Origin of the sequence: Paenibacillus sp. FSL P4-0176, from assembly GCF_037975265.1 — a bacterium.
Lineage (GTDB): Bacteria > Bacillota > Bacilli > Paenibacillales > Paenibacillaceae > Paenibacillus > Paenibacillus amylolyticus.
This window is the reverse complement of the sequence record NZ_CP150242.1, coordinates 3,167,171-3,190,898: the sequence shown is the minus strand read 5'-3', so window position 1 is coordinate 3,190,898 and position 23,728 is coordinate 3,167,171. Positions and strand designations below refer to the sequence as shown.

The following is a 23,728-nucleotide window of genomic DNA, read 5'->3' as shown; positions in this document are numbered from 1 at the left end:
AAAAAAGATAGAATAAGTACGCAAAAAAGCGATGCGTCCCTAAAGTTAAGGATACATCGCTCTTATACAATATCTAATTATTATTGTTAGTTAATGGATTAATGCATAGGACCTTGTTGTCCTGGCGTTGATCCTACTTTGACCCGTTTCACGAAGAGTGAAGTAATCAGACCGATAATCGACAGAACTAATGCGAATACAAACGCATTCTGTACACCTGACGTGAAACCTGCCAGTTGATTTTCTGGACTTTCCGGGTTCGCCACTCCGCTCAAAAAGCGGGATTGTCCTGCGCTCAGTATACTTACCGCAACAGCCGTACCGATCGCTCCGGATACCTGTTGCAACGTATTCATGATGGCAGTACCGTGAGGATAATACTCACGTGGCAATTGGTTCAGACCATTCGTCTGTGCAGGCATCATAATCATCGAGATTCCGACCATCATGAACACATGCAGCGTAATAATTTTGGCCAGTGTTGTTGTAGGTGTAATTCCAGTGTACATGAAGAGTACAACCGTTACGACAGCCAGACCAATAATCACAAGCCACTTCGGACCAAACTTGTCAAACAGTCGGCCCATGACCGGAGACAGTAAACCATTCAGCAGACTACCCGGCAATAGAACCAGTCCGGCAGTTAACGCTGTAACGGCCATACCTTGTTGCAGATACATTGGCAGGATCAGCATGGATGACAGCATCATCATCATACAGATGAATATCAGGATCAAGCCAATCGTAAACATCGGATATTTGAACGCTCGCAAATCCATCATTGGCTGTTTCATTCTCAACTGACGGATACTGAATAACAGCAAGGACAACACACCAATAACGAGAGTGGCAACAACGACCGGACTCGTCCAGCCTCCACCAGTTTCTCCATGTCCCCCTGCACTACTGAAGCCGTATACGATACCACCAAAACCAAGGGTAGAAAGGATAATGGACAGTACGTCAATTTTGGGCTTGGTCAATTTCGAAATATTTGGCAAGAACAACAAGCCGCATACCAGTGAGATAATGAAGAACGGCAAGGAGATCCAGAAGATCCAATGCCAGCTCAGATTAGCCAGAATCAGACCGGAGATACTCGGACCGCTTGCTGGTGCAAACATAATAACCAAACCAATCAATCCCATGGCAGCACCACGTTTTTCAATCGGGAAAATAACCAATATGGTGTTAAACATCAGTGGCAACAATAGCGCTGTACCTATCGCCTGCAGTACCCGTGCCACCAACAGAATTTCGAAGCTAGGTGCAAGTGCAGCAACAAATGTTCCTGCAATCGAGAAAATCAAAGATGTTGTAAACAACTGTCTAGTGGTAAACCACTGCAACAGCATACCGGATACCGGTACCAGGATTCCCAACACAAGCAAGTAACCTGTAGTTAACCATTGAATCGTTGTAGGACCTACTTCCAGTAGAGCCATAAGTGGCGTCAATGCCACGTTTAATGCCGTTTCTCCAAACAGACCAATAAAGCCGCTCAGTAGCATCGCGAACAAAATCGGAAATACCTTGTATTGCTTTGTTTCTTGTTGATTCTGTGCAGAATCAGCCTTCATGGAAACCTCCACGATCCCATCCTCCTCAAACGTATCGAACTTTCTTTTTCTCTGTCTCTTGGTATAAATTATTGAATCTGTTTGGCGTTCTTCGTCACAACCGACAAATACTCAGCAGCCGTCAGCAGAGGCTGTTTATCCTGATTCGTCAGGCTGATAATCAGTGCTCCCTCCATCAAAGAAATGATCAGAAGTGCCGTCTCCCGCGCCTTCTCTTCACCAACGCCATCCAGAATCAGTTGTTTCTTAATGACATCCTGCCAATCTGCAAATACACCCTGACATGCAATACGCAACTGCTGACTAATACACGATGTCTCCACAGCTGCCCAGAAGCTGAATGGCAGAAATCCGGTAAACCCGGCTGCTTCTGTTTCATGAGCCAAATCATGAATAAATCTCTGAATGGCATCCCCCGTATTGTCGTGGGCTGCAAATGTTTTCTCAAATGTCTGCAAGATTTGTTCATTGGCTTTTTGAATACACTCGTGCGCGAGCTCTTCCTTGCCTTGCGGGAAATAATGATACAACGACCCTTTCGGCGTACTACTCTCTTTGATGATCTGATTCAGACCGGTCGCATGATATCCTTGTGAAAAAAACAGTCTCGCTGCTGTGCTGACAATAGACTCTCTAGCATTAGACTTTTCACTCAACGAAAGCCACTTCCTTCAAATAATTATAACAATCGGTCTATATAATTAAACTCGTTCAGATAAGGACTGTCAATCATTTTTATTTCAAATTTTAATGTAAACGCTAACAGTTCAGGAGTGAGAAAATGAACCGAGCGACGGCTCATGGTCAGATCATGATAACAGCCGCTAATTTGGAGACAAAGCTCCAGATTAAGCGGCTGTTTGTTAGCTTGAGTATATTAAGGACTGTATATTAGTAGATATTGGAGTCATCTCCGTCTTAATGTACCTCCTCATTCACAGTTTTAGGAGTTTCACCTGTTCGTTTATTACCTGCCCACACGTCTTGCACGTAGCGTCCTTCGGCCTGAATCTGAATGAGCCAGTCCTTCGCTTGCTGCACCGTTGCTCCCTGCACCTCCTGATACGCTTGTTGCAAAGTCTCTTCTACCGCAGGAGCCATCTGGCTTCCATCCCCGCATACGTAGAGTTTTCCTTTGTTTATCAGCATGTGAATTAACTGTTCGGAATTCTCTTTCATTAGATGCTGTACATACGTTTTGGGCTCGCCCTCCGCACGAGAAAAAGCAGTGTGTAGCTTAACAATCCCTTGCCTTTCGTATTGTTCAAGCTCTTGACGATATATGAAATCTGAATCATTCCTGCACCCAAAGAACAGATGCGCCTCACTCAGTGGCAAACCTCTCTGTTTCATGACCGCTCTCGCCTGAAGGAAACCTCTGAACGGTGCGACCCCCGTCCCCGGTCCCACCATGATCATGGGTACGTCAGCCTCTTTCGGCAAACAAAATTCGGATTCCGGCGTACGTACAAACATCAGAATATCTCCTCCGGATTGACAACCGGCGAGGTACGATGAAGCAACTCCCAGATATTCGCCCTTACCACTCCATGCAGGTTCTCTTACTACCGATACGGTTATACTCGCTTGCTCGGAATTCAGGCTTGGCGAGCTGGATATTGAATAATATCTGGGCTTAAGCGGAGGTAATAATTCAAGGAACCTTTCGAATGGCAGTTCACACGCCTCATACTTTTCTAGCAGGTCCAGCATGGTGATACGATTGGCAAGAATATCATCCCTGTAGCTGTTTTCGTCCAACATGCCTTCCAGTTCACGCTTATGAGGTGGACATACCGTATGATTAGCTAACTCCTGCAACTGTGTTCTGGAAACTGGTGTCTGCAATTCCAAACAATGAGTGAGCAACTCATGAATCTTGACGGGTCTGTTCAGTGGAAGGTGTGTAAGATGGCTGACGTCCGAAGTTAATTGGATCGAAGTATCCCCACGTAGTCCGAACCGACGGAGTATCCGATCCACATTCTGCTTCTGATTGTTAGGCAACACGCCGAGATGGTCGCCTTCTCTATAACTCATGCCTTCAGGCAGTAAAACTTCGATGTGACGTGTGCTTCTTCCACTTCCCAGCGCCTGAAGCTCTTTATTAACTACAACCGTGACATAGCTGGCATCATAAGTTCGTGCAAGAGGCATATCCGTTTTCTCACGTACAAACTCCATTTGAAGTCTGCTGGCGCTTGGCTTGGAGGATTTGATTGCTTCCTCGCTAATCCCCAAGACACTCAACACCTGTGGCCACAACATATGCTGCCACGCCTCGACTTGTTTCTCCATATCACCTCCGGCATCGGCTTCACCACGGGATAACAGTCTTTTACCTCCCCATTCTTCAAGCTTCTCATCTATCCATCGAGGAATGCTCTGGTACGTCCCGGACCAACTCCGATCTCCACAGCCCAGAACGGCATAGTTTACATCCTTTGCTTCCTCTGACTCTACTTCCTTCAACCATTCTACAAATGCCGTAGCATTTTGCGGAGGTTTACCGTTATACGAAGCAGTGACGATGAGAACGACACCTTGGCGGGGAATGCGGCCAACCCACTCATTCAGAGTGGCTGCTTCACTTGGGATTCCATACGAACGCCCTTTCTCCACAAGCTCTCGGGCAATGCCTTCTGCCGTTCCCAGATTGGAACCATATAACACCAGGAGCGAAGGCTTACCATCTGCTTCAACGGCCAGGGTTTCTCCCCTCTGGCTGTCACTTGCTATATTTTTACGAACAACAGGAGCAGGTTTCTCTTTCGCAGTTACGGTCGACTTATTCCTTGTTTGCGAAGCCACGCGCGCTTTCACCTGGATCCGGAAGTCTCCCGGCTTCAATGTCAGTGTCTGTTTAACATCCAACTCATAGTTGCTATAATCGATCAGCTCAAAATGTTTGAGGACCATGCCAAGCACAAGTGTTGCTTCATATAAAGCAAACTGCATGCCTATACACGCTCTCTCCCCATTACCAAAAGGTTTATACGCATGATGAGGCACTTTCGCCGTATCTTCAAATCGCTCCGGACGGAAAAGCTCCGCATCCTCTCCCCATGCCTCTCTATCACGGTGTAGCTGGGGCAGGAGAATACTGCAACTTTCCCCTTTCTTCAAGGGATATTTGCCACCTATGACGGTGTCTTCTTTGGCATATACATCAAATCCCGGGGCTGTTGGCCAGAGACGAAGCGATTCACTAAGAATCATGCGAATATAGGAAAGCTGAAGAACTTCCTCGTACTGTGGTGAGTCACTGACCAATATCTGATCCACCTCGTCATACGCCTTTTGAAGCGATCCCGGATTATTCAGTAGAAAGTAAAGAGCAAAAGATAACAAACCACTCGTGGTTTCATGTCCGGCAATGAGAAACGTAATAATCTGATAACGGATGTTCTCATCATCCAGCATTTCGCCAGTCTCCGGATCTTTGCCATTCAACATACGTGCGAGCAAGTCGACCTCTTCGGGTGCTGAACTCGCTTTACGTTCCTCTATAATCTGATCTACCAGAGAGAACATCGTCTGAATATCCTCCTGGAACTGTCGTTTGGTTTTCACCATAAGCAGATTCTGAATTTTCAAACGTGAACTCTTTTGCATAGCTTCATTTAATGCCCGAACCATGCTTTCAATAAAAGGACTGTGGTCCTGTCTGTAAAAACTGTTAAATCGATAATTGAATCCACATAGTCCAATGGTATCCAACGTAAGGCGTGTCATATCGTCCGCAACATCAATCGTATCGTTGGAATTGAGGCGTGCCCATTTGTTGATCAATTGTTCCGCAATATCCACCATCATGGGATGATAACCTTTCATGGCCTGTTTGCTAAAAGTGGGAAGCAGGATGTTATGGGCTTTTTTCCAGTTGGGCTCCGATGTTCTGCTTGTAAATAAACCATCGCCGCCAAAGGAACGTACATTTTCGAGTTCATTGTATACATATTTGTCAAACCGGGACACATCGCACAACTCAGCGACAAGATCTGGTCCAGATACGATTAAACCGGAATAACCGGGAACGGTAAGTCGATATATCGGTCCATGCTGTTCAGCCAGAACACCTAGCGACAGCGTTGGTTTCTCTTTATCTATCAAAGGCAGATTGCCAAGTGGTCCATACATTTTGGGTTGTGGAATGTAAGTTGCATCACTCATGATGATCACCTCTTAACTGTACGCCGTGGAGCAAGGTATTCGTTAGCCAGATGATGGCTGTTCTGCTTTCATTCATAAGTGATCTCTCCTTTGATGATTTTATAAATGATAGTACTATGTATCATTTGATAATACATTAAACCATAATTGATTTAATATCAAATTTTCTTCCGGCTGAATAACTTTCAATTGAACCGGTCAATGTTTAAGTTGAATAACAACAAATAGAGGATTGCATATGCAATCCCCTACTGTATGAAGCAATGACGCTATGATTCTATGAAACTTTTAATTTATTCTAATGATGACTTGGCCCATCCCAGTTCTCGAAATTCAATTCATTATTAATGCTTACCGCAGACAAAGCTCCCAGAGACGCAGCCGTGATTGCCTGATACATCTCGGATGCTGCATCACCAGCACTGTATACACCCGCTACAGATGTTTTGCCTGAAGCATCAACGATAACCGTTCCTGATTCTGTAATTTCACAACCGATAGCCTTTGGCAGTTCTGATCCGGTAAACAGTTTCGGTTGGAAGAAAACTCCTGTGCAAGGAATCCCTGTACCGTCATTTAGTACAACTTGCTGTACCATCCCTTCTTCAGAATTAATGGATTGAATCGGTGCATCGAATACAGTAACATGATGCTGCTTCAGCTCTTCACGGTGCTCATCGGTTAAGGAATCTGATCCATTCGTACAGATCGTATAACGTTCTGTCCAGCCGGATATGACTTTTGCCATATGTAATGCGTTAACTCCACTAACGATGATGACCAGCGCTTGGTCTCTTAACTCCCATCCATCACAATATGGACACACAAACGCACTTTTACCGTAAACCTCTGTTAATCCGTTAATATCTAGAGGCAGATCTTTCTTACCTACTGCAAACAAAATCTTTTTCGTGCGATAACTTGCCCCCTGAGTAGTCTTAACTTCAAAATCACCATCGCTACCTGTTATCGCTGTTGCCGTATCGGAAGCAAATTGAACTGTGGGATACGCTGCAATCTGTTCTTTGGCAGCTTTCCGGAATTCACGTGGACTTGCCCCATCTCTTGTCACAAACCCATGAGTCTCCCTTGTAACCCAGTTACGCGGTGTCTCATCATCAATGACCACAACGTTCTTGCGGGCCCTGCCAAGTACTAGGGCTGCATTAAGCCCCGCTGGTCCTCCACCAATAATAAGTACATCCAAGAGTTGATTCATATTACTCATACTATACACCCTTTCCAGATATTTAATATCTCTAATTAAGTTTTAAAAATAACCTCCGCTTTCTCTTAAGAAAGTAATATCGGAGATTTACAAGAACACATTTTAAAAAAGACTATTAAAGATATCTTATATCTACAATAAACAAAACCTAACCATTTTGCAACATATATCTTTAACTACGTTCTTCAATCCAGCCTGTGTGAGTTGAATAAAAGATTATTTACACTTACACTACAATGACAGAACAAACTTTGGATCACTGTTATACTCGGATTTTTGATTTCTCTCCTGTAACACAGAAATAATTATTTAACAATTAAAAACAACCTTGTTTTTAAATTGTTCACAATCAAATGACATTATTTTAAATACTAAAACGTTAATTAAATCACATAGTGTATTGAATGGTATAATAGCGACATAATATACAAGTATAGATATAGGAAGTGAGTTCTTGAAAACATTGAACAATGGTTCACAGACCAATATCAGCCTGGAGTATAGCTCGATTCCGAAAGTATTCTTCGATACGATCAAAATCGGAATCATCAAGTCCAACCTGATCGCCATGTTTGCGGGTTTAAGTTTGGCTTTATATGTATTTGATGCTTCAATCTTAGCTAATATTGTACCAATCATCCTTTCCTTTATTGGATCTTCTCTCATTATTGGAGCTGCAGGGGTATTTAACAACTTGTATGATCGTGATATTGATGCGATCATGGAACGTACGAAGAAACGTCCTACAGTTACGGGACGCGTAGATACCAAGTCGGGTCTAATTCTCGGTATTGCAATCACCATCATCGGGGGCATCATGTTGTACATCGCTTCCCCATCCGCTGCTGTATTTGGTATTTTGGGTCTGTTGCTATACGTGTTCCCTTACACGATGTGGACCAAACGTACAACGATCTACAACACGGAAGTGGGAAGTCTTTCGGGTGCTGTGCCTCCACTCATCGGTTGGGCAGCCATTTCACCGGAACTGGGTCATTTCGAGATCTGGGCATTGGTCGTTACGATGCTCTTATGGCAAATGCCTCACTTCTACGGGATTGCGATTCGGCGTTTTGACGAATACAAAGCTGCTGGTGTTCCCATGCTACCCGTTGTTAAAGGCATCAGACGGACATACATTCAGACAAATGTGTATCTATTACTGTTACTGATCTCCAGCTTTTTATTCTGGCCGATGAGTCCATTTGTCGCTATTGTGGCATTTCTGGTTAGCTTGGCTTGGCTCATTCTTAGTGTGGCTACCTTTGATAAGAAAGAAACAGCGAAATGGTCCAAACGGATGTTTATCTTCTCCATTAACCATATCACTATTATCTTCCTGGTCATCATTGCGTATTCCTTAATTGCTCAAATGATGAGATAAAAATATTACCATCGTTCCACTCGTTATAACGATAAAAAGCCTTACAGACGACTCCTTGAAAGAGTACAGTCTGTAAGGCTTTTTTGTGTTCTTATTATCTTTACTAAATTTTCAAGCTATCCAACTTTGGCGGGAGTTTGCTCCCCTTGCCACAGTAACTGCATCTCTTCATTGGTGGCAAGCAATTCGGCCAAGCTTCCCTCGGCTTCAATGCGTCCATCTTTCATCACGATAATGTGATCTGCTTTGGAAAGTGCTGCCCTGCGGTGAGAAACTGCGATGCAGGTGACATCCGGCTCTTGGAAAAGCCCTTCCCATACTTGTTGTTCTGTCTCCACATCCAGTGCACTGGACAGGTCATCAAAGATAAACAGGTCCGCCTCCGTCATTAACATGCGTCCTGTGGCCGCGCGCTGAATCTGCCCGCCTGACAGCATCACCCCTCTTGGACCAACCGGGGTCTCAAGCCCCTGATCCAGATGTTTGATATCCTTCTCCATCACAGCCAGACGAATGGCTTTTTCAAGGGCTTGCTCGGTGTTACCCTGTTTGCCCTGGACGATATTTTCTTTCAACGTATCACTGAACAATCTTGGCACTTGAGGGGTATACGCGGCTCTAGGCGGCATCAGGAATGTGGCTGGATCAACAGCCGCTCCATTCCAGTGAATGTCCCCTTTTTGTTTGGGTAACAGTCCAAGAAGTGTTCGTACAAGCGTTGATTTACCTGATCCGATCCGTCCTGTAATCACAAGAAATTGTCCGCGTTTCAGACGAAAACTGATCTCTTCTATGCCATTTGCAGAATTCGGATATTGATAAGTCAGCTTGTTCACCTCAAGAGATTGCAACTTCTCCTTAGGGTCCCTCTGTTCACTTACAAGCTCCGGCGGATCTTCATACAGATAGATTTCCCTCGAATCCATGATCTGGTCTTCTTCCCCTGGGCGGAATAGCTTACGCATACGATCATAGGATACCTTGAGCCTTTTGTGCTGAAACACCATATAACCAAACAGTGAAATGCTAAATCCGATATTGGCCAGATAACTGGTGAATAAGGCAAAATCACCTACGGTAAAGTTCCCTGCTTTCATCTCAGCTGCACACATCAGTAGAATCAATCCGGTACAGATACTTAGAACATGCTGATTCATTGATCTCATCCACTGCTTGAACAGATTGTCTCGAAGTGCAGCCTGGCGACGATCTTCATTCAACTGGTTAAAACGTGAAGAGACATTCTCTTCGGCCTGACCCAGTTTCAGGGCTTGCACTGCTCCAAACGTTTCCGCAATAAAACTGGTAATTCGCCCAGTCGATTCTCGATTAACCTGTGCATATTTCCGAGCCCGATTTCCGGACAGGTTGTTAAGTAAGGTAACGACCACCAATGGCAGCACGGCAACCAATGTGATCTGCCAATTAATGTTCGCCATAATGACGATGGACACAACAGCAAATACGAGCCGTCCCCAGAAGTCCACCCATGATTCTACATACTCGACGACTTCATCGACATCATCCCGAAAGCGACTCATCGCCTCCCCTGGTGAAGCCGGAAGATTACGCCCAGGCCAGCGCATGATTGCTGCGAGCATGTTGGTTCGCAAAATCGCCTGAACATGATACAGATACGTAACCCATGCATAGAAGGCTACAAAAAATGTGCCCACCCGTGCCATTCGGACCAAAGCAATAAAGATAAGCGGCACAGCAAGCCACATGTAGTCATTAGAACCCGCTGTTGTGCGATCAAAAAACCACTGCATCCCAATACCAATAGCTAACGGCAAGGAATGAAATATACACCATAACAATCCGTTGATTATAAACAACAAAGGCCTGAATCGAAACAAACGGCCTATAAATCCTGCTACAGTCATGCCAATTCCTCCTCTCGGCCTGTAATGAGCAGTCTGGCATAGTGAGATGCCGGGTTACTGGCAAGTTCTTCTCTCGCTCCAAACTCCAGTACCTTCCCATCACCTAGCACCATAATCCGGTCCACTTTCTCCAGTGTAGCCAGTCGGTGAGCAATGATGACTCCGGTGGATCGTTTCATTAACTGATCAATTGCAGATTGCAGCATACCTTCGGTCGCGGCATCCAGACGTGACGACGGCTCATCCAGAATAACCAGACTCGGTTCGGTCAGGAATACGCGGGTTAGGGCAAATAACTGCGCTTCCCCTGCCGACAATGAAGCTCCACCTGCAGCCAGATACGTATTAAGTCCTTCTGGTTGTGAATTAATCCATTGGCTAAGTCCAAGGCGATCCGTTGTCTCCTTGATCATCTGATCCGATACATCCCCATTGAACAGGGTCAGATTGTCACGCAGCGTGCCATCAAACAGCTGTACATCCTGTGTCACCATACCCACCCGGCGATAGAGTGCTTGTAACGAAAGCTTTGTGATATCCGTTCCACCTACACGAATCGTACCCCGATCCAGATTATACAGCCGGAGAAGAACACGACTAAGACTCGATTTGCCGCTCCCTGTGCGACCGATGATTCCCAGACGTTCACCAGGCTTAATAGCAAAAGTAATGTCGTGCAATACCGGTTTATCCTGGTTATAACTGAAGTGCACCTGGCTGAATTCCAGACCAAGAGGTCCTTCCGGCAATTGCTCCTCTGTGCCTTCTTCAATCACACTTTGCATGGACAACAGCTCTCTGGAGCGCAGCATGCCTGATTTTGCTTTTTGAAACTCCTGCACCTGATCTCCAAGCATCTCAATCGGATCATTCAGCATCTGCGTATATTGATAGATCAGAAATAATGTTCCGATACTAATTAGACCTTCCATATAATAATGCACACCCAGCAAAAGCACCGCAGTGACCGCCAGAGCGAACAGGACTACTGTGGTATTCCACGGAATAACCCGTAGCAGCCAGGCTTTTCTCCCCTTACGGAATACCGTGCGCATCGTGCGGTAAAAGCGGTTCATCACATAGGGCACATGACCATTTGCTTGCACATCTTCAATTCCGGCAATACGTTCTTCAATTAATCCGAACAGAGAGGCACTTGCAGCCCGTTCATTTTTGGAAGAGTCCACGCCCAAATTTCGGATGAAGACCATGAACAGGATCGATAATAATGTGAACACGGTCATGACCAAAGCAATGGGTACATTAACGCTGAACATGAATCCGAGAATTCCGGCCAGCAGTACAAAACTCCCGATCACTTGCACAATAAACATTGCGAAAAAATTGGAGATACTCGTTACGTCACCATCCACACGTTCTATCATCTCTCCAGGTGTTTTCTCATTATGAAAACGCATATCAAGACGCAGGCAGTGCTTCAGCAGATCTCCGCGCAGTTGATTCGTAGCCCGCCAGGCCACGTCATTCCCCAAATAACTGACCGCTACTGTGATGAGTTGATTAAACACGGCAACAACCAGAAATATTCCTGCAAGCTGAACAAGATTGGTGAGGACTCCCCCACTTGCTGCTGTATCAATAAATCGTTTGATAATCTGTGGATTTAGAAGCTGAAGCCCCGTTGATGTGAGCAACATGATCAAAAGTAAGGCCAGCCGTCCTTTAACGGGTTTTAGATAACGCAGCAGCCATGACATGGAGATTTTCTCTGTTTTGGGCACAGGTCCCACCTCTTTATCGGTTTATTTAATTGTTCTTGGCTATTCATATTTGTTGATGATCTTAACGACAGCAAATTTGCGATCACTAGGATGAGTCATACATAATGACATTAAAATCGGGATTTCCCGCCCATAATTGATATGTAGAACGCATGTTGACCATTGTACATTCTCCTTTTTAACAAGTTAGTTTTTTATAAAATAACGCTCCAAACGCTCCTTTCCATGTGAACAAATCGGGTGGAATGCATGCAAAAAAGCCATAGATGAACTAATGTTCATCTACAGCTTGTAGCCAAAAGAGATCGAATGAAATGCAAAGCATTTCAACTATCTCCTCTGCATCGCAATAATGATGAGCGTCCACGACAGAGGTGCACAAACATGACTGTCCCAACGCGATCATTGCAAAAAAATTGGATTAATGTCACTATGCTCATGCGTATTCAGTTATCGATTCGAAATCTGTATAGGCATAAACATAATCATCATCCCACCCGTTTCACATATTTGTTGTTTATTGTATTCGCTGGACTAACATCCGTCAAGATAATTTTAACTGAATTGTTATTTAATTCATGCCATTAAACTTTTCAATTCTCGCTACATACTTAATGATGTAGGCTCTGTTTGTTTTTCTCTAACAACAAGACGTCTGTGTGCTATCAGAAGAAAAGGTACTCCCAGGGCAGTCGTCAGTGCAATCGGTAGAAAAACAGCGAAACCATTCTCCGCTCCAAATTGACTTAATAACACCCCGCCCATGACAGGAGCAATGACACTACCGATATTATTGAATCCGATGGTACCGAAATACGTCCCTTTCCATTCCGGCTTCGCAATCCGGTCAATGAGCATATCCATCATGGTGAACAACAACACTTCCCCAATGGTAAATAGTATGACACTCATCATCATCATGAGCACACCTTCAGCGATTCCAACCATCATCAGACTGGTTGCCACCAGCAAGTTACCCACAATCAGAGGAACAAGCGGTGGGAAGTTTCGGAAGGTTCTCACAAGAGGATACTGAATAATCAGTACCGTCACGGCATTCAGGGATAGCATGTACGAGAACATCTGACTTCCATTTTCAAAGATCGGGCTCCTCGCCAAGTACTGTGCCAACGTAGAACTAAAGTGCCCGTAACCCAGAACACAAAATGTGGTACCGATTAATACTGGCAGAAATACACGATCGCGACCGGTGGTCATGAGTGCTTCACGCAAACGTGGTGCGGTTGCCTGGTGACGCTCTGGCAGATTGGCATGCTGTAGCTTGAATTGCAGAAATAATACAAGTCCATAGGCTATGTATACCAAGCCGGAAATCACAAACGGAAACGTCGATTCAGATGATCCCAGCTGAAATCCGATAATTGGCCCAAAGACTACACCGAGATTAATTGCAGCATATCTGAGGTTGAACACCAGCAATTTGTTCTCTGGAGAAGTAATATCCGATAACAGCGCTCTGGAGGTGGGCTCAAATACTGCGCGGCATAATCCGTTTAACGTATTGGCAACAAAAAACACCCATAGATGCTCTGCTGCTGAAAAAATAAAAAACACACCTGCCCAGCTAAATACCGAGATTAACATCACAATTTTGCGCCCGATCCGGTCAGAAATATAACCTCCATAAAAACTGACCATGACACCTGCCAGCGAGCTAACAGCCACAGTAACACCGGTCTGGGTCGGTGTAGCATCTAACACACGTGTCAGATAGATGGATAGAAACGGGATACTCATGGACGTCACAAGACGTCCAAACATGGTTCCGATAATGATCGTCCATGCCAAGGGGTGAATTTGTCTTAAATATTGCTTCATGCGAACTTCTCCTATTCTTTCTAAGTGCTTCAAAAGCGAACTTTTTGAACAACCTCTACTAATTCGTGTTCAAAAAGTTCGGTTTTCAGTACCGAGAAGATGGGATTAAGCTAGAAATGGAGTCGCGGAGCGTAGGGAAAACTACGTGAGCAACGGACATTTCGGCTGAATTCCATATTCGATGCTGATGATGTCTTTAGGCATCTTTCGTAATCAAAAGCGGACTTTTTGAACTACATCTTCTAATGTATAATTGTAAGGATAAAAGGGGGAAAGAAAAGTGTAAACATATGATCACACTTTTCACCTTTAATAAAGGAGTCATGACCATGGATACCCTACATACACACTTTATAAGGCTCGCCGGCGCTGAACAACTTTCATTCAAACTTCATGAACCTGTAGCGGTAACGATTGATAGCCTGTCCGCTGCCTTGTGCTGCACCCCTCGTAATGTGAAATTCATTCTCAGAAAATTGGAGGAACAAGGCTTTATCCATTGGCAGCCTGGGCGTGGTCGTGGACATCATTCGGAGTTAACAATGCTGCGTAGCATGAATGAAGCGTTGGAAGCGAGTTTTACCGAACTTTTGGGTAAAGGCAAAATGAAAGATGCCATTGAACTCATCGGAACCGTTCAGATGGATGATACATTGCGAGAACAGCTCATGCTCTCCCTTCATCAACAGATGGGATTTCACGGCCACGATGAAACTGCCTCTGGTCAGGATATCCTGCGCATCATGAGGTCACGCCAGTTAGGTGATTTGGACCCAGCCTTTGTTTATACTGCATTTGAAATCTACCTATTAAGCCAGGTCTGTAATACATTGATCACTTATGACGCCAAGACGGAGTCATTCCTGCCAGCACTGGCGCACATGTGGGAGTGTAGCGAGGACCATCGCTTATGGACCTTCTATCTTCGCAAAGGTGTACGTTTCCACAACGGACGTATCATGACGTCCCGGGATGTGCAAGCGACGTTGCAACGATTGATTGATGTGCATAGTCCGTCCATCTGGTTGTATCGGGATATTGAACGAGCGGAAGTAGCTGGGCATTACTGCATCAAGTTTGTTCTACATCGTCCTAATCGGTTTTTCTTGCATCTGTTCAGTTGTATTCGGATGACAATCCTGCCCTACGATTACAATGTAGCCAATACATTGATAGGTACCGGTCCTTTTCAGATCTCTGAGCTGAATGCAGATGTGCTGGAGCTTACCGCTTTTGATGCGTACTACGGCATCCGGCCACATCTGGATCAAGTCCATTTCTGGTTTGTGCCTGACCTGAGTCCGAATGATCGCTATTATGAGCTACCGGGTACAGATCGATTGAGTCTCGCAACAGGCTGTGATCAGACCAACAGTATCAATTATCCGGCGCTGGGTTGTCAGTATATGCTGTTCAATTTTCACAAGGAAGGCATCCATCAACATCCCCTATTTCGCCAAGCCCTGCGTATCGTCTATGATTCGGTCGCGCTTGTCCGAGATCTCGGTGGGAATCGGATCACACCGGCCAGCAGCTTCCTTCCTTGGAGAAGTGCAGCCCAAGACTGGACCGTTGCTTCTCTTGAACATGCTCGTGATTTACTGCATAACTGTGGGTACCAGGGTGAGACGGTAACATTATCGTATAAGCATAATAAGGATGCAGACGTTGCGGAGTGGTTCCAACGTCGTGCAGCGTACATTGGTCTGAACATCAGCATGCAGGCCGTTGTGGATTACTTCAACTCAGAGGAGACCATGAACGCGCAATTGATCCTCGCTGAAGAGATACTGGAGGAAGATTGGCAGTACGGCATGATTCATTTTTTCAAAAACCTGTCCAACCATTTTCATATGTGTATGTCTCCTGCATTCCAGTCTCAATTGGATGACAAACTGGATCATTTTGCAACGCTTCATCGGGCAGAACGTACTGCGCTCCTGGATGAAGCTGAAGCCTTGCTACGTGATCACTGCTGGATCTTGCATGGCTGTCACATGAACAAGCAGGCTGAACTGGATCAGAGCATCTTCGGCATGCAGATCGCAGAATTCGGTTATCTGGACATCTCCAAATTGTGGATCAAAAACCCTTAGAGATTTGTGCATAAAAAAGCTGCTAGCCTATTTATGATAAGCTAGCAGCTTTTTACTCATGAATCCATTTGTAACGCGTTCAGAGATTATTTTTGATGTAATAGCTCTCCAATGCTTGCATAATGGACTCAATTTTGATCGGTTTGCTGACATACGCATCCATGCCTGCCTTCAAGCAGTTTTCCATGTCTCCTCTTACGGCATTTGCAGTTACCGCAATAATGAATGGACAACTCTCGGGGTGCAAAGCATTTTTAATCATTTTTGTCGCTTCGAATCCATTAAGTCTTGGCATATGCACATCCATGAAGACAATATCATATGAAGTGTGTTTGACCGCCTCGACTGCCTCAACACCGTCCGCCACATGATCCACGAAATGCCCTTTTTTCTCAACGATTCTGCTAAGGACGAGTTGATTCACCTCATTGTCTTCTGCAATTAAAATCCGTAAGGCTGATGTTCTGCTCTTCTTCTGCTGTTGATCCAACCTGTTGCTCTCTTCACCGTTATTTAATTTAAATTGGGCGGTAAATATAAATATTGTACCCGGTTCATCCGATTCCTCGATCCAGATCTCACCCTTCATAAGCTCCACCAGTTTCTTGCTAATGGCAAGGCCAAGACCGGTACCTTGAGGTTTGCGGGTCATAAAATTCTCCAGTTGGTAGAAAGGTTCAAATAATTGTTGTTTCCTCTCAGCCGGAATGCCAATGCCCGAATCTTTTACCTGAAAATAAAGCTGCACGTTATTGTCGCACTGCTCCTTAACTCCCACTTTAACTTCTACGCCGCCTTCTGAAGTGAATTTGACCGCGTTGCCGATGATATTGGTAAGTACCTGTTTAAGACGATAAGCATCACCATACACCGGAGTTGGAATAACATCTTCTACGCACATGCGAACATCCAGCTTCTTTTCACGAGCCAGTGGTTTTACGATTTGCACCGTCTCGGTCACGATCTCTACGAGATCAAAAGGATCTTCTACCAGATCGGTTTTCCCTGATTCGATTTTGGAAAAATCCAGAATATCATTAATGATGGCCAGCAAGGAATCTCCACTCTTCTGGATGATTTCGATGTATTCCTTTTGTTCCCCGCTAAGTCCAGGAGTATCCAAAAGCAAATCCGTCATCCCAATTACACCGTTCATAGGTGTGCGGATTTCATGACTCATCATCGCCAAAAATTCACTTTTGGCCTTATTCATTCTCTCCGCTGTCTCTTTGGCTACCAGCAGTTTTTTCTGCTCCGTAATATCCTTCGCAATCAGGTAAAACCCGACATTGGATGTATTAATAATGATCGGAGCAAGCGTAGCCAAGACTTCTGTCTCAGATCCATTCGTGTGCCGAACAGCGTTGATCTCCTTTTCAGCCATCTCATAGTTACTGCCCAGAATCAGACCCAGATTACTGGCTCCGATAAATCTGCTTATGCTTGTACCGATCATTTCAGCCACGGGACAACCCGTCATTTTCACCGCTACTGGATTTGCATTCATAATATTACCATCCATGTTAAACGAGATAATGGCGTCATGATTGTATTTCTTAAGCGAAGTGTATCGCTCCACAGATTCCTGCAATTTAAATTCGATGCGCTTGCGTTCAGTGATATCCTGTAGTGTTCCGTTCAGCTGAACTGGCTGACCATGCTCATCAAGCGTAATTAATCCACGCAAGTGAAGATACTTCTCATTCCCATCAGAGCTGATGTGTTTGTATTCAAAATCGAGCGGTTCACCCTGTTTTACCCCTGCAATATGTTTTTGTAAAGAGGTTATATCTTCGGCATCCATAACATCAAAAACATCACTTATCCGATATGGTTTGCAGGTGCGTTCAAGTTCAAAAATCTCAAAGATCTGATCTGAAAATGTAATATGGTCTAAGACCATATCCCATTCCCAACTACCAATCAAGGCGATACGTTCAGCCTCTGCACTGATATCCTTTTGTTTTTTTCGCTCTGATATATCTCGTCCAATTGTAAAAATCTGCTGTTCATGCTCCCCATCACCAAAGACCTTGTATGTGGTTTCAAACCAAAGATAATGCCCGTCTTTATGGCGGACTCTAATATTCAACAGATTACCTTTAGTCAAGTCCATCTGTGAGATCCGTTCCAGATCTTGTAGGTGAAAGGAAGCATTATTGTTTTGGCCAATGACTTCTTCCGGAGAATAACCTAATATTTGTTGGACTGACGGTGAGCAGAACCGACAAACTCCCTCTGAATCGGCAATATAGATGATCTCCTGAGCATGATCCGTAATAAGTTTGAACATTTCTTCACGATGGAGGAGTTTTTGTTCAGACAGTTTACGATTGGAAATATCAACAATATGGCAAACGGAATAAAGCGGTTCATCCGTAATTTCGCTTCGAACCAAGGAAACATGTATTGAACACCATAAGATGTCACCATTTTTATTAATGTAACGTTTTTCGTATTGATTTTCTTTTGATTTACCTTCAAATAGCTCATAACTACAGATCATATCTTGTGAGGAATCATCCGGATGTGTAATATCCTGATACGTGAGATCCATTAATTCATCACTTGTATAACCTAGCATACAACAAAAAGCAGGGTTCACTTTCATCCATTGCCCTGTTGGAGCAACGAGTGCAATCCCAATAGGCGCTTGGTTATATATCTGCTCGAACAATTCGCGATGATCGACCTTTTGAACCTGCATTGTAAGTTCTCCTTTTGGCATAGACTCCATGTAAAGTTTGTCGAAATCTAAAATTTTTACTGATATAAGATGTTCTATAAGAATTAGTCAGTTTTAAAACAACAGTACCTGCTTAATACCCAAAAATACAGGAGTTGAAACAAATCTTTTCAAGAAATTTGTGTCTACAAAGTCAAACAAGGCCTGGAATCCATCCATATGGAATCCTGACCTTTGTCGTTATATATCATAATAAGTCATACGCAACACGGAATCGTTAGTTAAATGAATTAGCGCTCGCGACCAACAAGATAATCCAATAGATGTCTCAGGAAGGGGATAGGTTTCGGCATCTCGTTCAATGCATCTGTAGCAAGACAATAATGCTCCCACATCGCTTTCTTCGCGCCTTCATCACCCAGAATAGACACAAAGGTTGAATTGTTGTTCCGCACATCCTGACCTGCAGGTTTCCCAAGAATGAGGTGATTTCCCTCGAAATCCAGCAAGTCGTCCTTGATCTGGAAGGCGATCCCTGCATGATAAGCGAACTTTTTCAGCGCAGCCATCTCCGGTTCCTTCACTTGAGCAAGTATCGCTGGCATGACCAGGGCAGCTTCGAAGGCAATGCCTGTTTTGTAAAAACAGATCATGTTCAACTGCTCCAACGTCAATGCCTTGCCTTTGGAGTTCAGATCCATGGCCTGCCCCATACACATATCCTCTGCTTTTTCAGCCGAATACTGAATGAGTCTGAGTACGGTCGCCGCATCAAAACGATCCAATGAGGATTGCTCTCCAATCGCCTTCTGAATGAGAAACAGACCCGTAAGCTCTGCTGTGGCACTATTGTGCACCTGGTGCAGCGTGGAACGTCCACGCCTTGTCGAAGCATTATCCTGCGTTGGCAGATCATCAAAGATCAGGGAAGCGGTATGCATGTACTCCAGCGATCTTAGCAGCGGAACGATGGATGACTCAGGTAGACCATACTCGCGCACGCCCATAACCCAAGTTAATATCGGACGTAGCCTTTTTCCGTCTCCCTGCAAGCTGTAATTGGCCGCATCGATCAGCGTTTCTTTCATCTCATGAAGGCCACCGGGCTTCGCAATCTGCAACTCCACATTAATCTGTTCGCGAACCGTTCGAATGGTCTGTTTGAACTCCTCTTTTTCCTGCTTGTCATTTTTCAATTGAAGCACAACCTGATCTCGTAACAATTTATCAAGGAAATCAACGTCATCTGCTTTTCGCACCATCTGTTGAACCAGTTGATTGAATTCAGGCTGCCCAGAGGCAAAGATCGTCATCACTTCATCATATTTTTGCTGCCCCAACCGTTCTTTACAACGCTTCAGACCGTTAATGGCACGATCCAGTATGACCTCGCGGGTCTTGGCGTCCGAGTTATATACATCATGGATTAGATGAGAGATGACTGCCCAATACAATTCATATGGATTGATCAAGTCGGGACGCAAATCTCGATACTTCAAATAGTACGTATATGGAGTTACTGCCCCTTCTTCCATATCGTCAAACATATCGGCAAAATCATCAGCCAACTGATTATATATCCCGTAATAGAACGTTCGCAGATCAAATCCTTCATCCACCGGTGCACTGAGAACAGACCGGACGATTAATCGGGAAGAAGAAGATTTGATAATAATCGGAATGTACAGTTCTTCATTGCTATAATTCGCATTGGCTAATTTCTTGTTGCGATCGATCTCCTGAGACTGAAAGAACACATAGGATTGCTCTAAAAACGTGCGCTGTTTCTCTGGATGCTGGTAGTTCTTGATGTACTCAAATGCTTCCCGAAGCTCGGAATGTACATATTCAATTACTTCAAGATTGCTGCCTTTCCAATCTCCCAGATCAGGTACGACCCCGGTAAGAAGTGCATCGCGTATCATCAGGGAATATTGTTCTTTTTCTTGAACAGTCAAAGCTTGAGAATCCAGCAGATCATCCACAAATGGATACGTCAAACCGTACGAATAACCAAGTCGGATCGCCGCATCAAATCTCCGGGCACGTTCTTCAGGTGGTGTCTGCTCATTCATCTCATCGTCCACATGAAGGACCACGCCAAGAATGATCTTGATGAGCTTCCGTTGCGCCTGCTCTGCATCCAGCTCCTTCGGGATGTTGGATGCTACATTCTTTAATTTGTTCATCACCCAGATGACAGCCGTTTCAATGTGCTCCTTCTGTCCCCATCGGTACAACGCAGCCAGACTGATATAATCAGGCTGTCCTTTTCGCCCAGTAGCTGAGCCCATAAAGTATTTTTTAGTATTCTGGACAACGTTCTGAATTCGGGCCTGCGTACCCGGAGAATCAAGGGCTTGCCCCAGATCTCGCATATAAATATAGGAGATACTCCGATCCAGGTAATCATCCAGCTTTCCTGTCGTATTCAGCCAGTGGATATATCTATGAACATCCCGAGGATCCGGTTTTCTTTTGCTAGGTGATAAAAGAGAAAGCCAGGCAAAACGATGAATATGTTTCTTTTGCCATACATGAATATCTTGGGTAAGTGCTGTTGTATACGTATTATCCATAAGTTGCTGCCTAAGAGAAGTAAAATACTGAGATGCTTTCTGCTCAGCTAGCCGATATCCTGCATCAGCCTGTTCTGTAAGTACGTTATTCATAGGGTGGATACCTCAAATTCTATTAATGTTAAACATGTATCCATGAAAGGAGATGAGGTGCTCCATGGACGAAAACTGAACTCATTTGATCGTGTATCCAACGCTTCAGCTCATGTTCATAACCTTTATACGGCGATCCAACCGTTTGGTTACGAAATCGTCATTGTTCATTCCCATATACGTGATTTTACAGAATGGATGACCAGACTTTAACCGCTGTGATGGCGATAAGTACGATTAATGCATATCGAAGTACCCTCACATTAATCATCGAACTAACCCGTGAACCAAGGGATGCCCCCAGTAGACTCCCGATCACCGTATAGATGATGGGTTCCATCGGAATATCTCCACCCGTAATTTTCCCTATAACGCCGCCGATTGCGGAGATAAATACAATCGCCAGTGAAGAAGCAATCGTCGTTCGTACGGGGATATTGAGAATCGTCAGCATGATAGGAATAAGGATAAAGGCACCACCCGCACCAACAATTCCTGATACAATACCTACTGCAAAAGCCGTGCCTGCTGCAATCCATCGGTTAAACACCAGTGGAGCTGAGGTATCAAGCTTTCCCTTTCCGGGAATCAGCATAAGCACAATCGCCATGATCGCCAGAATGCCATAGATCAGATTAATAATCCTTCCGTCCAGATGACCGGATATGAACCCGCCGATCAGACTGCCAGCAAGAATGCTGGAGCCCATGTACAGCACCAATCCGCGGTGAACGATTGCCCCACCACTTCTACCCGTTTTTACTTTTCTCCGGAATGCAATCACACCAGCAAGTGAAGCGAAAAACACTTGAAACATACTAATCGACGATACCTGATGTGCTGAGAACGGCTCCAATCCCACCCAGGATGGAACATATAACAGTAGCGGATAATTGATAATGGCCCCACCAATACCCAACAAACCGGAGAAGAATGAACCGACCAGACCCAGTATACACATGATGACAAAAAGCAGAAGATCCATCGGTTATGTGCTTCCTTTCGTGCAATATAAATCTCATTTCGATATCACTCAAAAGTGCTATACACAGCGAATATTATCCGTTATAATAAAAACCAAGTAAATTAATCCGAAATGAGTGATTAAGCATGTTTAACGTGTTGAAGACTCTTTTTGAAAATAAATGTCCACAGTGCAACGAAAAATTACAAGTTCATAACGATGCGTTATGCTCGACCAAAACCTGTTCTCAATGTCATTACAAAGAAGAGAGTTATGGCTCTCTCGGAGTTCGAATTGTATATGACACCACAAAATGATAAAAAGATACAACCTTGCTAATTGTATCACGATCTCTGAAATTTCGGGATGATTCGACAAACTTATTTCCATCTCATATGCCATGATTACTTTATAATGAAAATACAAAAACGGTGCAAAACGAATTAATCGTTCTGCACCGTTTTTTTTCTGTTTTTTTGAGATGAGTTCTCTTAATTTTAGAAGGTTATTTATTTTGTTTTGAAGCTGAGGAATCCATCATCTACGGCTACAGTTGTACCATTAACTGCACTGGCTGCATCACTGAACAGGAATGTAACCACACTGGCTACTTTCTCCGGTTGAATGAGCTCTCCACGCATATGTTGAGTAGCAAGCGCATCCTTCATGGCTTGGTCATCACCCAGAATCGGTGTTTCGATAAAGCCAGGTGCTACACCAACTACACGAATTCCATGCTCAGCAAGTTCCAATGCACCGGATTTGGACATCATAACAACAGCAGCCTTGGCTGCGTTGTAGTTGAAGCTACCTACTGCAGCAACACTTCCATAGATCGAAGCTGTATTTACAATGGTACCCTGTACGTTCAATTCAACCATTTTTTTCGCGCCATAATACATACCGTAGTATACACTGTGCTGATCTACATCAATGACTCTGTGATAGGATTCCGGGTCCATCTCCAGAAATGGCTTCACAAGTCCAATGCCTGCGTTATTGAAAATACCGCTTAACGTACCATATTGCTCTACGGTCCAGTCGATCAGGGCTTTGATCTCGTCCCCTTTGGATACATCCACTTTGTACGCGCCCGCTGTTCCGCCTGCTGCTTCAATCTCTGCCGCAAGCTTCTTCGCTCCGTCTTCATTATAGTCAGCGACAACAATAGTCGCACCTTGATCCGAAAGTTGAAGTGCTGTCTCTTTACCAATACCACTTGCTCCACCTGTAATAATGATTACTTTTCCATTGTGTTGAGTCATGACTCAGCTCTCCTTTGGCAAAATATATTTAAGGGCAGTTCTAAACTTATAGTAAGTAACTATATTTTATTAACTTATATACTTATCATACGCCTCTGTCCCAACCTTGTCAAACCATAGATCATCTTCACATAAATATGAGATAAATGTCATATACATCTCCTATTTACATGATATAGTCTAGCTCCTGTGATATTAAATATGCATCCGGTT

General features: G+C 44.3%; 13 protein-coding genes. 2 read left to right on the top strand and 11 right to left on the bottom strand.

The annotated features are described in order from the left end of the window. Positions 1–98: 98 nt before the first annotated feature. The 4 genes from MKY95_RS14585 to MKY95_RS14570 all read right to left on the bottom strand — a co-directional run bounded on the left by MKY95_RS14585 (position 99) and on the right by MKY95_RS14570 (position 6,972). Positions 99–1,580, bottom strand: coding sequence for a DHA2 family efflux MFS transporter permease subunit (locus MKY95_RS14585; RefSeq protein WP_047844296.1), 1,482 nt, complete (start codon positions 1,578–1,580; stop codon positions 99–101). Between the two features lie 68 nt (positions 1,581–1,648). Beyond that, positions 1,649–2,236: a TetR/AcrR family transcriptional regulator gene (locus MKY95_RS14580; protein ID WP_076249458.1), complete on the bottom strand. Its 588-nt coding sequence runs from the start codon at positions 2,234–2,236 to the stop codon at positions 1,649–1,651. A 262-nt stretch (positions 2,237–2,498) separates the two neighbouring features. Further along, entirely contained in the window at positions 2,499–5,753 is a 3,255-nt protein-coding gene (locus tag MKY95_RS14575) for a cytochrome P450 (protein ID WP_339199355.1), read from the bottom strand. A 298-nt stretch (positions 5,754–6,051) separates the two neighbouring features. Further along, complete coding sequence (locus MKY95_RS14570; RefSeq protein ID WP_339199970.1) at positions 6,052–6,972, bottom strand: NAD(P)/FAD-dependent oxidoreductase; 921 nt, start codon at positions 6,970–6,972, stop codon at positions 6,052–6,054. Positions 6,973–7,435: 463 nt separating this feature from the next. On the opposite strand from MKY95_RS14570, the gene cyoE reads away from it, so the two are divergent. Next, on the top strand, positions 7,436–8,365 hold the full coding sequence (gene cyoE / locus MKY95_RS14565) for a heme o synthase (RefSeq protein WP_339199353.1): 930 nt from the start codon (positions 7,436–7,438) through the stop codon (positions 8,363–8,365). 116 nt (positions 8,366–8,481) lie between these two features. On the opposite strand, the gene MKY95_RS14560 is transcribed toward cyoE, so the two are convergent. From MKY95_RS14560 to MKY95_RS14550, 3 genes are all read right to left on the bottom strand, one after another. Then, on the bottom strand, positions 8,482–10,251 hold the full coding sequence (locus tag MKY95_RS14560; protein ID WP_282321579.1) for an ABC transporter ATP-binding protein: 1,770 nt from the start codon (positions 10,249–10,251) through the stop codon (positions 8,482–8,484). Next, positions 10,248–11,993 carry an ABC transporter ATP-binding protein gene (locus MKY95_RS14555; protein WP_339199349.1) on the bottom strand — a complete coding sequence of 582 codons (1,746 nt, stop codon included), beginning with the start codon at positions 11,991–11,993 and terminating at the stop codon, positions 10,248–10,250. The genes MKY95_RS14560 and MKY95_RS14555 overlap by 4 nt, the downstream gene beginning before the upstream one ends. A 603-nt stretch (positions 11,994–12,596) precedes the next feature. Continuing rightward, positions 12,597–13,832 carry an MFS transporter gene (locus MKY95_RS14550; RefSeq protein WP_076249462.1) on the bottom strand — a complete coding sequence of 412 codons (1,236 nt, stop codon included), beginning with the start codon at positions 13,830–13,832 and terminating at the stop codon, positions 12,597–12,599. Between the two features lie 329 nt (positions 13,833–14,161). Here MKY95_RS14550 and MKY95_RS14545 point away from each other — a divergent pair, with 329 nt between their 5' ends. After that, complete coding sequence (locus MKY95_RS14545) at positions 14,162–15,928, top strand: ABC transporter substrate-binding protein (protein WP_339199346.1); 1,767 nt, start codon at positions 14,162–14,164, stop codon at positions 15,926–15,928. A 79-nt stretch (positions 15,929–16,007) separates the two neighbouring features. Here the strand turns inward: MKY95_RS14545 and MKY95_RS14540 are convergent, their stop codons facing one another. The 4 genes from MKY95_RS14540 to MKY95_RS14525 form a co-directional block, all read right to left on the bottom strand. Next, positions 16,008–18,635 (bottom strand): PAS domain S-box protein, encoded by a 2,628-nt coding sequence (locus MKY95_RS14540; RefSeq protein WP_339199344.1) that lies wholly within the window; start codon positions 18,633–18,635, stop codon positions 16,008–16,010. A gap of 269 nt (positions 18,636–18,904) precedes the next feature. Beyond that, positions 18,905–21,286, bottom strand: a complete 2,382-nt coding sequence (locus MKY95_RS14535; RefSeq protein WP_339199342.1) for a polyprenyl synthetase family protein — start codon at positions 21,284–21,286, stop codon at positions 18,905–18,907. A 187-nt stretch (positions 21,287–21,473) separates the two neighbouring features. Continuing rightward, the gene (locus MKY95_RS14530; protein ID WP_339199339.1) at positions 21,474–22,271 is read right to left on the bottom strand and encodes a sulfite exporter TauE/SafE family protein; all 798 of its coding nucleotides are present in this window, start codon (positions 22,269–22,271) and stop codon (positions 21,474–21,476) included. Positions 22,272–22,759: 488 nt separating this feature from the next. Next, positions 22,760–23,515 carry an SDR family NAD(P)-dependent oxidoreductase gene (locus tag MKY95_RS14525; protein ID WP_047842788.1) on the bottom strand — a complete coding sequence of 252 codons (756 nt, stop codon included), beginning with the start codon at positions 23,513–23,515 and terminating at the stop codon, positions 22,760–22,762. Positions 23,516–23,728: the final 213 nt, after the last annotated feature.

Excerpts from the sequence above, each read along its gene's own strand:
- MKY95_RS14525 (WP_047842788.1), bottom strand. The coding sequence starts at position 23,515 with ATGACTCAACACAATGGAAAAGTAATCATTATTACAGGTGGAGCAAGT.
- MKY95_RS14535 (WP_339199342.1), bottom strand. The coding sequence starts at position 21,286 with ATGAATAACGTACTTACAGAACAGGCTGATGCAGGATATCGGCTAGCT.
- MKY95_RS14545 (WP_339199346.1), top strand. The coding sequence starts at position 14,162 with ATGGATACCCTACATACACACTTTATAAGGCTCGCCGGCGCTGAACAA.
- MKY95_RS14570 (WP_339199970.1), bottom strand. The coding sequence starts at position 6,972 with ATGAATCAACTCTTGGATGTACTTATTATTGGTGGAGGACCAGCGGGG.
- MKY95_RS14560 (WP_282321579.1), bottom strand. The coding sequence starts at position 10,251 with ATGACTGTAGCAGGATTTATAGGCCGTTTGTTTCGATTCAGGCCTTTG.
- MKY95_RS14550 (WP_076249462.1), bottom strand. The coding sequence starts at position 13,832 with ATGAAGCAATATTTAAGACAAATTCACCCCTTGGCATGGACGATCATT.
- MKY95_RS14540 (WP_339199344.1), bottom strand. The coding sequence starts at position 18,635 with ATGCAGGTTCAAAAGGTCGATCATCGCGAATTGTTCGAGCAGATATAT.
- MKY95_RS14530 (WP_339199339.1), bottom strand. The coding sequence starts at position 22,271 with ATGGATCTTCTGCTTTTTGTCATCATGTGTATACTGGGTCTGGTCGGT.
- MKY95_RS14585 (WP_047844296.1), bottom strand. The coding sequence starts at position 1,580 with ATGAAGGCTGATTCTGCACAGAATCAACAAGAAACAAAGCAATACAAG.
- MKY95_RS14575 (WP_339199355.1), bottom strand. The coding sequence starts at position 5,753 with ATGAGTGATGCAACTTACATTCCACAACCCAAAATGTATGGACCACTT.